At 62.6% G+C, this 13,061-nt stretch carries 14 protein-coding genes; 11 read left to right on the forward strand and 3 right to left on the reverse strand.

Annotated elements, in window-relative coordinates:
• Positions 1-5: 5 nt before the first annotated feature.
• Complete coding sequence (locus NKI35_RS19355) at positions 6-596, reverse strand: transglycosylase SLT domain-containing protein (RefSeq protein ID WP_352741259.1); 591 nt, start codon at positions 594-596, stop codon at positions 6-8.
• A gap of 216 nt (positions 597-812) precedes the next feature.
• Between NKI35_RS19355 and NKI35_RS19360 the strand changes: the two genes are divergently transcribed.
• Complete coding sequence (locus NKI35_RS19360; RefSeq protein ID WP_352741260.1) at positions 813-2,351, forward strand: trimethylamine methyltransferase family protein; 1,539 nt, start codon at positions 813-815, stop codon at positions 2,349-2,351.
• 78 nt (positions 2,352-2,429) lie between these two features.
• Complete coding sequence (locus tag NKI35_RS19365) at positions 2,430-4,871, forward strand: GcvT family protein (RefSeq protein ID WP_352741261.1); 2,442 nt, start codon at positions 2,430-2,432, stop codon at positions 4,869-4,871.
• A gap of 113 nt (positions 4,872-4,984) precedes the next feature.
• Here NKI35_RS19365 and NKI35_RS19370 read toward each other — a convergent pair whose 3' ends face one another.
• Complete coding sequence (locus tag NKI35_RS19370; RefSeq protein WP_352741262.1) at positions 4,985-5,377, reverse strand: DoxX family protein; 393 nt, start codon at positions 5,375-5,377, stop codon at positions 4,985-4,987.
• A gap of 206 nt (positions 5,378-5,583) precedes the next feature.
• Between NKI35_RS19370 and NKI35_RS19375 the strand changes: the two genes are divergently transcribed.
• Positions 5,584-6,072 carry a hypothetical protein gene (locus NKI35_RS19375; protein ID WP_023746952.1) on the forward strand — a complete coding sequence of 163 codons (489 nt, stop codon included), beginning with the start codon at positions 5,584-5,586 and terminating at the stop codon, positions 6,070-6,072.
• A 75-nt stretch (positions 6,073-6,147) separates the two neighbouring features.
• On the opposite strand, the gene NKI35_RS19380 is transcribed toward NKI35_RS19375, so the two are convergent.
• Positions 6,148-6,924: a VOC family protein gene (locus tag NKI35_RS19380; protein ID WP_352741263.1), complete on the reverse strand. Its 777-nt coding sequence runs from the start codon at positions 6,922-6,924 to the stop codon at positions 6,148-6,150.
• 193 nt (positions 6,925-7,117) lie between these two features.
• Here NKI35_RS19380 and NKI35_RS19385 point away from each other — a divergent pair, with 193 nt between their 5' ends.
• From NKI35_RS19385 to NKI35_RS19415, 8 genes are all read left to right on the forward strand, one after another.
• A complete protein-coding gene (locus NKI35_RS19385; protein ID WP_352741264.1) occupies positions 7,118-7,834 on the forward strand; it encodes a gamma-glutamylcyclotransferase in 717 nt (238 codons plus the stop codon).
• Positions 7,835-7,969: 135 nt separating this feature from the next.
• Positions 7,970-9,337: an NAD(P)-dependent oxidoreductase gene (locus NKI35_RS19390; protein ID WP_352741265.1), complete on the forward strand. Its 1,368-nt coding sequence runs from the start codon at positions 7,970-7,972 to the stop codon at positions 9,335-9,337.
• Positions 9,330-9,653: a hypothetical protein gene (locus tag NKI35_RS31340; protein ID WP_502897154.1), complete on the forward strand. Its 324-nt coding sequence runs from the start codon at positions 9,330-9,332 to the stop codon at positions 9,651-9,653. The genes NKI35_RS19390 and NKI35_RS31340 overlap by 8 nt, the downstream gene beginning before the upstream one ends.
• Before the next feature lie 109 nt (positions 9,654-9,762).
• On the forward strand, positions 9,763-10,116 hold the full coding sequence (locus NKI35_RS19395; protein ID WP_352741266.1) for a hypothetical protein: 354 nt from the start codon (positions 9,763-9,765) through the stop codon (positions 10,114-10,116).
• A 57-nt stretch (positions 10,117-10,173) separates the two neighbouring features.
• The gene (gene preA / locus NKI35_RS19400) at positions 10,174-11,487 is read left to right on the forward strand and encodes an NAD-dependent dihydropyrimidine dehydrogenase subunit PreA (RefSeq protein ID WP_352741267.1); all 1,314 of its coding nucleotides are present in this window, start codon (positions 10,174-10,176) and stop codon (positions 11,485-11,487) included.
• Positions 11,488-11,596: 109 nt separating this feature from the next.
• Positions 11,597-12,115: an RrF2 family transcriptional regulator gene (locus tag NKI35_RS19405; protein ID WP_023668205.1), complete on the forward strand. Its 519-nt coding sequence runs from the start codon at positions 11,597-11,599 to the stop codon at positions 12,113-12,115.
• Between the two features lie 32 nt (positions 12,116-12,147).
• The gene (locus NKI35_RS19410; RefSeq protein ID WP_023668206.1) at positions 12,148-12,606 is read left to right on the forward strand and encodes a carboxymuconolactone decarboxylase family protein; all 459 of its coding nucleotides are present in this window, start codon (positions 12,148-12,150) and stop codon (positions 12,604-12,606) included.
• 76 nt (positions 12,607-12,682) lie between these two features.
• The gene (locus NKI35_RS19415) at positions 12,683-13,060 is read left to right on the forward strand and encodes a DoxX family protein (RefSeq protein ID WP_023823188.1); all 378 of its coding nucleotides are present in this window, start codon (positions 12,683-12,685) and stop codon (positions 13,058-13,060) included.
• Position 13,061 lies beyond the last annotated feature (1 nt).

Consider the following 13,061-nt stretch of genomic DNA (forward strand, 5'->3'; position numbering starts at 1 on the left):
CAACGTCAGCTGCCGCATTGCTGCAGCTGTTCGGCATAGTCGCGGGCCATCTTTTCGGTCGCCCTGGCATAGCCCTGCACGCCGGCATCGCCACGGTTGCCGCGGCCGTAGGCGGTCCAGCCGAGATAGTAGGCGAGATAGAGATTGTAGGTGTCGTTGCGGGCGACGCCGAACGTGTCTGATGTCTTGGAATGATACCAGCCGACGAAATCGACGGCATCGGCAAACTTGGTCCGCCTCGCCGCCCAACTGCCGGTTTCGCTCTGATATTGCGACCAGGTGCCGTCGAGCGCCTGCGAGAAACCGGTGGCTGACGAGACATGTTTCCACGGAATGAAGCCGAGTAGTTTGGTACGCGGCGGCCTGGCATTGCTCTTGAAGCCGGATTCCTTGCGCACCGTCGCCATCAGCACGGGGACGGGGACCCCGTATTTCTGCGAGGCGCGCTCGGCGGCCGACTGCCAGTTGTCGAACCAGCCGTCGTTCTGGTCGAAGACGGCGCAGACATCGTTGATATGGTTGGGCGGCGTCGCGCAGGCCGCCAAAGCCAGCAGCACGCCAATCGCTACAATTTTACTCAAACTCGAACTACGCATGGAAGACGGATAGGCTGAAATCATAAAGGGAATCTTTCGGCGTTTGTTAACGGCTTGCCGGCCTGGCTGCGCTCAGTGGGCCTGTATCATTATTCCGACCTTTCGCGTCGCCTTTATCTCCGTCAGAATTCAAAAATGCCGCCTTGGCTAAAATCACGTCCGCGAAGGGCGGATTTCTGACAGCGATGTCCGGATGCCGGCGCTCTGATGCCAGGCATGAATGAACCAAGACGCAAGCGCGGCGCGGAGCGAACCAGCAACCGGGGGCCTGCCGCCATCCCGCAACTTCCACTGCGGCGGGTGACCAATCCCTATCCGCCGATGGCGATGCTGTCGGCCGACCAGATCGAAGCCATCCATCAGGCATCGATGCATATTCTGGAAAACTTCGGCATCGAGGTGATGTCTCCGCGGGCGTTGTCGCTGTTCGAGAAGGCGGGCGCAAAGGTCGACCATGCGACCGCGAATGTCCGCATCGACCGTGGCCTTGTGGCCGAGGCGCTGAAGACCACGCAGTCCAGCTATCGACTGACGCCGCGCAATCGCGCCAACACCATTCATCTCGGCGGCAACACGATCAATTTCACCCTCGTCGCCGGGCCGCCCAATGTGCACGACATGGAGCGCGGCCGGCGCGCCGGAAACTTGCACGACTATGCCGATCTGACCCGGCTGGCTCAGCATTTCAACTGCATCCACATGCTCGGCAACCAGGTCTGCGCGCCGGTGGAACTGCCGGCGAACACCAGGCACATGGATACCTATTTCACCAATCTGACGCTGACCGACAAATCCTTCCATGTCTCGGCGATCGGACGAGGCCGGGCGCTGGACGGCATCGAGATGATGGCGATTGCGCGCGGGCTGACGCTGGATGAGATGCGCGATGATCCCGGCATCGCCACCATCATCTCGGTCAACTCGCCGCGCCGTTTCGACGAGATGATGGCCGAAGGGCTGATGACCATGGCCGAGTTCGGCCAGTCGGTCGCGGTGACGCCGTTCACGCTGATGGGCGCGATGAGCCCGGTGACGCTCGCCGGCGCCCTGGCGCAGCAGAATGCCGAGGCGCTGTTCGGCGTGGTGCTGACGCAACTGGTGCGCCCCGGCGCGCCGGTGATGTACGGCGCCTTCACCTCCAACGTCGACATGAAGTCGGGCGCGCCGGCCTTCGGCACGCCGGAGAACACCAAGGCCAATATCGCCTCGGGGCAATTGGCGCGGCGCTATTGTCTGCCCTACCGCACGACGCCGGGGTCGGCATCGAATGCGGCGGACGCGCAAGGCGCCTACGAGACGCTGATGGCGCTGTGGGGCGCTGTGCTCGGCCACGGCAACCTCGTCTACCACGCCGCCGGCTGGCAGGAGGGCGGGCTGACGGCATCGTTCGAAAAGCTCATCATCGATGTCGAGATGATCCAGCACATGATGGAATTCCTGCGCCCGATCGTCGTCGACGAGGCGGAGCTTGCTGTCGAGGCGCTGGGCGCGGTGCCGACCGGCGGCCATTTCTTCGGCGAACCGCACACGCTGGAACGCTATGCCACCGCCTTCTACCAGCCGATGCTGTCCAACTGGCAGAATTACGAGGCCTGGCAGGAAGCCGGCGGCCTCGACACCACGGCGCGCGCGACGCGGCTGTGGAAGAAGGCGCTGGAAGATTATGTCGAGCCGGTAATGGATATCGCCGTGCGCGAGGCGCTGGAGGCGTATGTGGCCAGGCGCAAGGAAGCGATCGGGCAGGGCGAGCCGTGACTTTTTCAGCGTCGGCGCGCGGCGCTGCCTTTCTGATTCACCTTATCTCCTCAACTCATTGATAACAGAGCAAAACTCATGAAATCGCATGCAAAGGTCGTGGTCATTGGCGGTGGCGTCGTCGGGTGTTCGGTGCTGTTCCATCTGGCCCGCCATGGCTGGACCGATGTCGTGCTGCTGGAGCGCGACGAGCTGACCTCGGGCTCGACCTGGCATGCGGCCGGCGGCATGCACACGATCAATGGCGACCCCAACGTCGCCAAGCTGCAGAAATACACGATCTCGCTCTACAAGGAGATCGAGGAGCTGTCGGGGCAGGCGACCGGCGTGCATCTGACCGGCGGCGTGCTGCTGGCGGCGACCGAGGCGCGGCTCGACTGGCTGCGCGGCGTCGTTGCCAAAGGGCGTTACCTCGGCATCGATCTCGAGGAAATATCGGCCAACGAAGCGGCTGAACTGATGCCGCTGATTGATCCCAAGCAGTTCGTCGGCGCCGTTCGCAACAAGGAAGACGGCCATCTCGATCCCTCCGGTGTGACGCATGCCTACGCCAAGGCCGCGCGCAAGCTTGGCGCCGAGGTCGAGCGCTTCACCAAGGTGGAAGACATTGTGCGCCGGCCCGACGGGATGTGGCGGGTCATCACCAACAAGGGCGAGGTCGTGGCCGAGCATGTCGTCAATGCCGGCGGCCTGTGGGCGCGCGAGGTCGGCCGCATGGTCGGGCTGGAACTGCCGGTGCTGGCCATGGAGCACATGTACCTGATCACCGAGGATATGCCGGAAGTCGCGGCGTGGAACGCCAAGACCGGCACCGAGATCATCCACGCCGTCGATTTCGACGGTGAGCTCTATCTGCGCCAGGAGCGCGGCGGCATGCTGATGGGCACCTATGAGAAGGCCAACAAGGTGTGGTCCGAGTTCCAGACGCCTTGGGATTTCGGCCATGAACTGCTGGAGCCGGACATCGACCGCATCGCGCCGTCGCTCGAGGTCGGCTTCCGGCATTTCCCGGCCTTCGAGAGGACCGGCATCAAGCAGATCATCAACGGGCCCTTCACCTTTGCACCGGACGGCAATCCGCTGGTTGGGCCGGTGCGCGGGCTACCGGGTTTCTGGGTCGCCTGCGGCGTCATGGCGGGCTTCAGCCAGGGTGGGGGCGTTGGGTTGGCGCTGTCCAACTGGATGATCGAGGGCGATCCCGGCGCCGACATCTGGGCCATGGATGTGGCGCGTTACGGCGACTGGGCGACGATAGCCTACACCAATGCAAAGGTGCGCGAGAATTATTCGCGCCGCTTCTCGATCCGCTTCCCCAATGAGGAACTGCCCGCCGGGCGGCAGCTGAAGACGACGCCGATCTACGATTTGCTGTCGGCCAGGCGCGCGCAATGGGGTGTGTCCTATGGGCTGGAAGTGCCGCTCTGGTATGCGCCCGCGGGCGTCAAGGACGAGTTCTCGTGGCGGCGGTCCAGCGATTTTTCCCATGTCGCCATTGAGGTAGCGACGGTTCGTGAGAGCGTCGGCATGGCGGAGATTTCGAACTTCGCCAAGTACAAGATGACGGGCGAGGGGGCGGCCGCCTGGCTCGATCGGATTTTTGCCTGCAAGCTGCCCAAGCCCGGCCGCATGACGCTGGCGCCGATGCTGAAGGATGACGGCAAACTGATCGGCGATTTCACGCTGGCCAATATCGGTGCCCCCAATTCCAACGGGACCGAGTGGTTCATCGCCGGCTCCGGTATCGCCGAGCAGTATCATATGCGCTGGTTCGAGGCACATTTACCTGCGGATAGCTCAGTGCGCATAGAGGCGCTGGGGCAGAAACTGACCGGTCTGGCGATCGCCGGACCCAAGGCGAGGGAGGTGCTGGCGAAGGTCAGCCGCGCGGATGTCGCCAACACCGCATTCCCCTTCATGGCGGTCGCGAAAATGGACATCGGCACGGCGCCGTGCCTGGTCGGCCGCGTCAGCTACACCGGCGATCTCGGCTACGAGATCTGGGTGGCGCCGGAATATCAGCGCGCTGCCTTCCAGGCGTTGATGGCGGCAGGCGAGGAATTCGGCCTCGGCCTGTTCGGCTCGCGCGCGCTCAATGCGCTGCGGCTGGAGAAAAACTACGGCTCATGGGCGCGCGAATACCGGCCGATCTACGGGCCGCTGGAGGCCGGGCTCGACCGTTTCGTCGCCTATGGCAAGGATGCCGACTTCATCGGCAAAACCGGCGCTCTGGCCGAGCGCAAGCAGGGCGGCAAGCTCAGGCTGCGCACATTTATCCTCGATGCCGACGATGCCGATGTCATCGGCGACGAGCCGATCTGGTTCGATGGCGCGGTGCGCGGCTGGGTCACGTCAGGCGGCTATGCGCATCACTCGAAAAAATCCGTCGCCATCGGCTATGTGCCGAAGGAGATCGCCGATGAGAGCGACGGCTTCGAAATCGAACTTTTGGGCAAGCGCCACGCGGCGCGCGTTCAGGCGGCGCCGCTCTTTGACGCGAACTTCGAGCGAATGCGCGCCTGAAGCGCTTCGACTTCGCCAAGGCGCTTCAGATTCTTGTTTTGTGCAAGTCGTTTTTTGTGCAAGTCGTTATCCCAAAACCGCTGCGCACTTTTGGGCGACATGCATCAGGCGCGTCAGGTGCTGCGGCGGTTGTCGAGCGCGAAAGCGCCGGCGCCGGCAAACACCAGATAGAGGAAGATGAAGCAGAAGGAGATCGCCGCATCGCCGCCGTTGTTGACCGGGAAGAAGTCGCGCGGATAGTGCGCCATGAAATAGGCGATGGCCATCTCGCCGGCCAGCAGGAACGCGACCGGGCGGGTGAACAGACCGAGCGCCAGCAGGATGCCACCGGCGAACTCCAGGATGCCTGCAGTCATCGTCAGGCCGGTAAGAGCGTGAGGCTCGGCGCTGACCGGAAAATTGAACAGTTTCTGCGAGCCATGCTCGATGAACTGCAGGGCTGTGATGACGCGCAGGACGCCGAGCGCCTGCGGCTGAAATCTGGCGAGACCGTCAAAAAGCTTCATCTAAACTCCATTTTTCCAACCATGTGGCCCGGCCATAAATCATCACCCGACGCTGGACCATTCACTTCCCATGGCCTGTCATCAACAATCGGTGATTGCAATTATTTCCAGTCTGACTTCGAAATTTGCTCTCGTTATGGTTGCATACATCTCGTTAAGGTTGTATATCTGCGTGTAGACACTCTAACCAGACGGGTTCCTTCGCCATGAAAAAAGTCGCCATCAGCCTGTTCGCAATCCTCGCAAGCACCAGTTTCGCCATGGCCGCTGATGCTGGCTGCGATGCCTTCAAATGGCCGGTGACACGCGAGCAGGAACTGTTTCCGGCAGCGCCCGCCGCGCAGTCCGGTGCCTCTCTTGCTTTCGGCGAAGCCGCGGATATGGCGCTGGAGCCGGTCGATGCGGTCAGCTTCACGGTCTCACCGCAACGCGCGCCGGCAGCCGGCACGTTCGGCGCGACGGCAAACGTGGCCGTGCCAACGGAAGGAGAGCTCCAGATCAGCCTGTCCGATGAGGCCTGGGTCGACGTCATTCAGGATGGCCAGGCCGTGAAATCAGCCGGTTTCAGCGGCGTGAAGACCTGCCCCGGCATCCGCAAGAGCGTGCGCTTCAAGCTGACGCCTGGCGCAGCCACGATCCAGCTCAGCGGCGCCAGGAAAGAGAACCTCAAGGTTGCGGTGCTGGCGCCAGAGTGACCGCGCCCGGACGCGCCTCTCATCGCACCGGCGGCGCGATGAGAGCAGTTCCGTGCAGGCGAGTACCGGAGGGGATCAGCGGCCCGGCGCGATCAGCGCGAAATAAGCGCCTTGCGGATCGGTGAACTGGGCAATCCATTGGCCGGTCGGCACCGGCATCGGACCCATGACGATCTTGCCGCCATTGTCGGTGACGCGTTTGGCGGCTGCGTCGATGGCATCGACATTGAAGTAGAACAGCCACACCGGCACCGGCAGCTGTTGTGGCTTGTTCATGATGCCGCCGCCGGATTCAGGGCCGGCCGAGAAGGTCTGATAGATGCCCATCTCGCCGATGTCCATGCTACCGGCATCGGTCCAGCCGAACTGGCTGGAGTAGAAATCGAAGGCCTTCTGGCGGTCGGACGCATAAAGCTCGTGCCAGCCGACATGGCCCGGCGTCGTTGCCGGAAGGACGGGCTGGTCGGGACCATTGGGCTGCAGGAACATGAAGGCGGCGCCTTGCGGGTCGGCGACGACGGAGAAGCGGCCGACGCCGGGAATGTCGTCGGGTTCGCGGTGAACAGCCCCGCCGGCGGCTTTCAGTGCCTCGGTCGAGGCATCGGTATCGCTGGTGTGGATATAGCCGAACCAGGCCGGCTTCAGACCCGTCCTGGCTGCTTCCTCGGGCAGGGTCATCAGCCCGCCGACGCCACGCTCGGCGGAGTTCACCACGATATAGCGCGGCATGCCGGGCGCCTTGTCGAAGGGCTCGGCCCGCCAGCCGACCACGGTGGTGTAGAACGCTTGCGCCGCATCGAGGTCGCTGGTCATCAACTCGTACCAGAAGAAGGGCATTGGGGATTTCGGCATTCTCGGTCTCCTCACCTATGCATCGATCGTCGTCCGATCCATCAAAGGACGTTTTCAGCGACGCGAATCCGGCAGCGAACCGGAGAAAGTTCAACGGCTGCGTTGACACGTCGTTCCGCACTTCGCCCCACCGGCGGCTTGCACATGCGGCGGTTTTCGACTTTCCTTGGGGCAAACGAGGGGTAGTCGTTTCATGCGCCTTATGTCGCTCACGCCTGAGCTTGTGTCACTGTGTCATCGTGAAGAGGTCGATCCCGGACCCGACTGCAGTTGGACGCAGCTGAACGATGAGGATTACCGGACATTAGCCTTGCGGCTGTCTGAAGAAGCAGACGAGGGGCCTTTGTGGGTGTTCGCCTATGGCTCGCTGATCTGGAAGCCGGCTTTCGAATTCGTCGAACGCCAGCGCGCCACCGCTTTCGGCTGGCACCGCTCCTTCTGCCTCGACATGGTGCGCTGGCGCGGCAGCGTCGCGCAGCCGGGGCTGATGATGGCGCTCGAACGCGGCGGCCGATGCGACGGCGTCATCTACCGCCTGCCCGACGCCGACAAGCCGGAGCAGATCGAAAGACTGTTGCGGCGCGAGATCGACGATCATGAGAGTGTCAGCTCGGTCCGGTGGGTTCCCGTGCGCACGGAGCAGGGCCGGATACGGGCGCTCGGCTTCTGGGTCGGGGTGACCGGCAGGGGAACGTCGCTCGGGCAGCCGCTGGACACGGTGGCGGGGGTGCTTGCCAGAGCCTGCGGCCATGTCGGCTCAGGCGCGGAATATCTCTACAATACCGTCAGCCATCTCGAGGAATTCGGCATCCGCGACCGCAATCTGTGGCGGCTGCAGCAACTGGTTGCCGACGAGATCCGGTCGATCCATGGCGCCGCTACGAGCTCCGGCCTTTCGCCCGTGCCTTAGGCTGAAAGCCATAACATGAGTAGCTAAATCATATTATGAGCCAGTCTTTTCAACGGCTTGCGGCGAAAATTGACCAATTGATAAAAAAATAAAACGTGCTAGCCTTCCGCAAAACGAAAACATGGGGAACTGACGATGCCAGAAGGCCAGTTCAAGGACGGCATTGCCGGCGGCCGGCTTGCCGCCGACCAGTACGCCGAGAATTTTTCCGACCTGCATCCGCCGCTCGATCACCACGAAGCGCTGGTCGAATCCGACCGCTGCTATTTCTGCTACGATGCGCCGTGCATGAACGCGTGCCCGACCTCGATCGACATTCCGCTGTTCATCCGCCAGATATCGACCGGCAACCCGATCGGTTCGGCCAAGACGATTTTCGACCAGAACATATTGGGTGGCATGTGCGCCCGCGTCTGCCCGACCGAGACGCTTTGCGAAGAGGTCTGCGTGCGCGAGGTGGCGGAAGGCAAGCCGGTGCAGATCGGCCGCCTGCAGCGCTACGCCACCGACGTCGCAATGGCCGAGCACAAGCAGTTTTATCCGCGCGCTGAATCGACCGGCAAGTCGGTCGCCGTCGTGGGCGCCGGACCGGCCGGTCTTGCCGCCGCCCACCGGCTCGCTCGCCACGGCCATGACGTCACCATTCTGGAAGCCCGCCCGAAGGCCGGCGGCCTCAATGAATATGGCATCGCCGCCTACAAGAGCATCGACAATTTCGCCCAGGCCGAGGTCGACTATGTCACTGGGATCGGCGGCATCGATATCCATAACGGCAAGGCGCTCGGTCGCGACTACCAGCTGTCGGACCTGATCCTCAATTATGATGCCGTCTTCCTCGGCATTGGGCTTGGCGGCGTCAATGCGCTGCGCGCCGATGGCGAGGAGGCCGGTGGCGTCGTCAATGCAGTCGAATTCATCGCCGAACTGCGCCAGGCCAGCGATCTCTCGAGCCTGCCAATCGGCCGGCGCGTCGTCGTCATCGGCGGCGGCATGACGGCGATCGACGCCGCGGTGCAGTCGAAGCTGCTCGGCGCCGAGGAGGTGACGATCTGCTATCGGCGCGGCCAGCAGCACATGAACGCCTCCGAGTTCGAGCAGGATCTGGCCGCGGCCAACGGCGTCACCATCCGCCACTGGCTGCAGCCGAAGCGGGTCATTGCCGAGGCTGGCATAGTGTCGGGCATCGAGCTCGAATACACCGCCATGAACGGGGACAGGCTTGCCGGCACGGGCGAGACGCTGACGCTTACCGCCGACCAGGTGTTCAAGGCCATCGGCCAGAGCTTTGTGCCGGCCGCGCTTAATGGAAGCGGCGCCTCGATCGATCTTGAAGCCGGCCGCATCAAGGTCGATGCGGAAGGCCGCACCTCGCTCGCCAATGTCTGGGCCGGCGGCGACTGCATCTTCGGCGGCGACGATTTGACGGTCTCGGCCGTCGCGCAAGGCCGCGACGCGGCGGAGAGCATCAACCGGGCACTGGCTGGAGGAAGCTGGAATGCCTAACGTCGTCAAGTTCGTTGGAGTTTTAAGCACGAGCCTGTTGCTGTTTTCTGCCAACGCCTCGGCGGCTCATCGTGTGACCAGATATTTTGATCAACCGGACGTTCGCGCAGGGGAGGCGTTCTCTCCTATGCTTGGGTGCGGGAACGGGGAGCTCATCTCTGGAGGTTACGCGCTTGATATCCCGCCGGCCAACCCTACTGCGTTGGTTGTATCGGCAAGTTATCCGTTTAGCGACCATGTGTGGCAGGTCGTCGTGCGAAACGTTTCGAGTGAGCCTGTAGCAGTTCAGATGACTCTTGTTGTGATCTGTAGCTAGCGGAGAGAGTTATGACCGACATCCGCAACAATTTCGTCGGCATCAAATCGCCCAATCCGTTCTGGTTGGCCTCGGTAAAGCCGACCCGCTTGATCAACCGGGCACTGCGATGATCGCGCCGATCCTCGCTGCCGTAATCGGCACCGCGGCAATGCCGGCGGCTTCACCGGACTATTGGCTCTATACGCAATGGTGTGACGCGAAGGGTGAAGAGCGGATGTCCGTCGAGGCATCCGGTGTCGGCTTCAGCGAGCACACGATCTGCCAATGGACATCCGGGCCGCCAAGCGGCGATCATGTTGAGACAAAGATTTCATGCGCCAGCGTCTATCTCAACGGGGACGAGACCGTGCGCATGGACGAAAAAATGGTCGGGCTGGAGGCGCGCAAGGGCGATCCGGACAAGATCACGGTAACGGTCGAAGGCGAACCGCCATCGGTTTTTCTTCGATGCGAGGAATGATCGCAGGCAACGCTTTGAGGTGGCGGTAAGCCCGCCACGGCCAGAGGAGAAAGACCCATGGCAGACATCAGAAACAATTTCGTCGGCATCAAGTCGCCCAATCCGTTCTGGCTGGCCTCGGCGCCGCCGACCGACAAGGCCTACAACGTCATCCGCGCCTTCAAGGCGGGCTGGGGTGGCGTGGTCTGGAAAACGCTGGGCGAGGAAGGCCCACCGGTGGTCAATGTCAACGGCCCGCGTTATGGCGCGATCTGGGGCGCCGACCGCCGCCTGCTCGGCCTCAACAACATCGAGCTGATCACCGACCGCGATTTGCAGGTCAATCTGCGCGAGATCAAGCAGGTCAAGAAGGACTGGCCCGACCGCGCCATCGTCGTCTCGCTGATGGTGCCATGCGTCGAGGAAAGCTGGAAGGCGATCCTGCCGGTGGTCGAGGAGACCGAAGCCGACGGCATCGAGCTCAATTTCGGCTGCCCGCACGGCATGTCGGAACGTGGCATGGGCGCGGCTGTCGGCCAGGTGCCGGAGTATATCGAAATGGTGGTGCGCTGGTGCAAAGCCAACACCCGCATGCCTGTCATCACCAAGCTGACGCCCAACATCACCGATGTGCGCAAGCCGGCGCGCGCCGCCCACGCCGGCGGCACCGACGCGGTGTCGCTGATCAACACCATCAACTCGATCACCGGCGTCGACCTCGACAGTTTCGCGCCGCAGCCGACCATCGACGGCAAGGGCTCGCATGGCGGCTATTGCGGCCCGGCGGTGAAGCCGATTGCCATGAACATGGTGGCCGAGATCGCCCGCGATCCGGAAACGCGCGGCCTGCCGATCTCCGGCATTGGCGGCATCACCACCTGGCGCGATGCGGCTGAATTCATGGCGCTCGGCGCCGGAAATGTGCAGGTGTGCACGGCGGCGATGACATACGGCTTCAAGATCGTGCAGGAGATGATCGCCGGTCTTGAAAACTGGATGGACGAGAAAGGCCACGCCTCGCTCGACGACATTGTCGGCCGCGCCACGCCCAACGTCACCGACTGGCAGTATCTCAACCTCAATTACATCGCCAAGGCGCATATCGACCAGGACGCCTGCATCAAATGCGGCCGCTGCCACATCGCCTGCGAGGACACTTCGCACCAGGCAATCACCAACATGGTCGACGGCGTCAGGCATTTCGAGGTGATCGAGGCCGAATGCGTCGGCTGCAATCTGTGCGTCAATGTCTGCCCGGTCGAGAACTGCATCACCATGGAGCCGCTGGCCGCCGGCGTGATGGACCAGCGCACCGGCAAGCCGGTGTCGCCGGTCTATGCCAACTGGACGACGCACCCGAACAACCCGATGGCCAAGGTGGCTGCGGAGTAGGGGACGGGTCGAAGAAAAAAGCGGCGCTTTCGAGCGCCGTTTTTCATTTTCTTATTGCAGATAAACTTTATCAAGGATAAAAGATATCCATGAATAGGAGCGCAACATCGTGAAGCTGGGCGAGGGTGTAGAAGCGGCCATCCATTGCGCGGCCACACTGGCCAGCGTGGAGGGCAACAGCACGATACCGGGTGCTGCTTTGGCAGAGTCCTTCGGCCTGTCGCCGAGCTATCTGCTGAAACATCTGAACCAGCTGACTGCTGCGCGCATCCTGGAATCGGTGCCGGGACCGGCGGGCGGCTACCGGCTGGCGCGTCCGGCCGAGCGCATCACACTGCTCGATATCGTGCTTGCGGTCGAGGGTCGCGAGCCGGCCTTCCGCTGCGGCGAGATCCGCCAGCGCGGCCCGGTCAAGATCGATGCTTCGGCCTATGTGAAGCCGTGCGGCATCAATGCCGCGATGCTGAAAGCCGAGCGTGCCTATCGTGCCGCTCTCGCGGAAACCCGGTTGTCCGACATCGTGGCTGACTACAAGGCCGAAGGCGATCCGCGATCGTTTGCCGCCAGCTGTGCCTTTGTCGCGCGCCATCAGCGGCCGCAGAAACCCGCTTCGACCAAACAGATTTAATCCCCCGCCAAACAGATGTGAAAGGAAAGACGATGAAACAGAGACTGCAATTCTTCGCCAAGGCGCCTGAGATCATGAAAGCCGTGTCGGCGCTCAACAAGGCGGTCGACGAATGCGGGCTTGAAGTGAGCCTGCTGCATTTGATCAAGCTCCGGGCCTCGCAGATCAATGGCTGCTCCTACTGCGTCGAGATGCACAGCCGCGAGGCAAGGCGCGACGGCGAAACCGAGACACGGCTCTATCTGGTTTCGGCCTGGAAGGAATCGCCGCTGTTTTCCGAACGTGAACGCGCGGCCCTTGCCTGGACCGAGGCAACGACCCTGATCGCCAACAATGGCGTTTCGGACGAACTCTATGCCCGCACGCTCGAGCACTTCTCGGAAGAGGAACTGGTCAAGCTGTCGGTCGCGATCGGCATGATCAACACCTGGAACCGGCTCTGCATCCCGTTCCACGCCATTCACCCGATGCCGGCTGCCAAAGCAGCCTGACCGTCCGGTTAGTCATGGAGCGCCGTCGAAAGGGCGGCGCTCCACCTGTTTCATGCTTAAGTACGGGGAAGATTTCATGCCTGTCGATTTGCCTTCGACCTTTTTGTTTCTCGGCCGCCTGTTGCTCGGCGGCGCCTTCGTTTTCGCCGGCCTGCGCAATGTTCAGAACGAGACCTTCCTGACAGGGCTGATGACCGCGCGCGGCGTGCCGCAGGCGAGATTGGCGTTGTGGGCCGGCATCGTCCTGCAGACCATTGCCGGCGCGCTGTTGATGGCCGGCCTGTGGACTGCGACCGCCTGCGCCGTGCTGCTGCTGTTTCTCATCGTCGCCACGCCGATGTTCCACAATTTCTGGGACCATCAGGGCCCGGACCGGGCCTCGCGCATCAACGGCTTCGTCGGCAACGTCGCCCTGGCCGGAGGCTTTCTCACGCTGATCGCACAGTCGCTGTAAG

This window comes from Mesorhizobium sp. M0676, assembly GCF_040320535.1.
Classification (GTDB): Bacteria; Pseudomonadota; Alphaproteobacteria; order Rhizobiales; family Rhizobiaceae; genus Mesorhizobium.

Coding starts and splice junctions, on each gene's coding strand:
- NKI35_RS19355 (WP_352741259.1), bottom strand. CDS start 596: ATGCGTAGTTCGAGTTTGAGTAAAATTGTAGCGATTGGCGTGCTGCTG.
- NKI35_RS19360 (WP_352741260.1), top strand. CDS start 813: ATGAATGAACCAAGACGCAAGCGCGGCGCGGAGCGAACCAGCAACCGG.
- NKI35_RS19365 (WP_352741261.1), top strand. CDS start 2,430: ATGAAATCGCATGCAAAGGTCGTGGTCATTGGCGGTGGCGTCGTCGGG.
- NKI35_RS19370 (WP_352741262.1), bottom strand. CDS start 5,377: ATGAAGCTTTTTGACGGTCTCGCCAGATTTCAGCCGCAGGCGCTCGGC.
- NKI35_RS19375 (WP_023746952.1), top strand. CDS start 5,584: ATGAAAAAAGTCGCCATCAGCCTGTTCGCAATCCTCGCAAGCACCAGT.
- NKI35_RS19380 (WP_352741263.1), bottom strand. CDS start 6,924: ATGCCGAAATCCCCAATGCCCTTCTTCTGGTACGAGTTGATGACCAGC.
- NKI35_RS19385 (WP_352741264.1), top strand. CDS start 7,118: ATGCGCCTTATGTCGCTCACGCCTGAGCTTGTGTCACTGTGTCATCGT.
- NKI35_RS19390 (WP_352741265.1), top strand. CDS start 7,970: ATGCCAGAAGGCCAGTTCAAGGACGGCATTGCCGGCGGCCGGCTTGCC.
- NKI35_RS31340 (WP_502897154.1), top strand. CDS start 9,330: ATGCCTAACGTCGTCAAGTTCGTTGGAGTTTTAAGCACGAGCCTGTTG.
- NKI35_RS19395 (WP_352741266.1), top strand. CDS start 9,763: ATGATCGCGCCGATCCTCGCTGCCGTAATCGGCACCGCGGCAATGCCG.
- preA (WP_352741267.1), top strand. CDS start 10,174: ATGGCAGACATCAGAAACAATTTCGTCGGCATCAAGTCGCCCAATCCG.
- NKI35_RS19410 (WP_023668206.1), top strand. CDS start 12,148: ATGAAACAGAGACTGCAATTCTTCGCCAAGGCGCCTGAGATCATGAAA.
- NKI35_RS19415 (WP_023823188.1), top strand. CDS start 12,683: ATGCCTGTCGATTTGCCTTCGACCTTTTTGTTTCTCGGCCGCCTGTTG.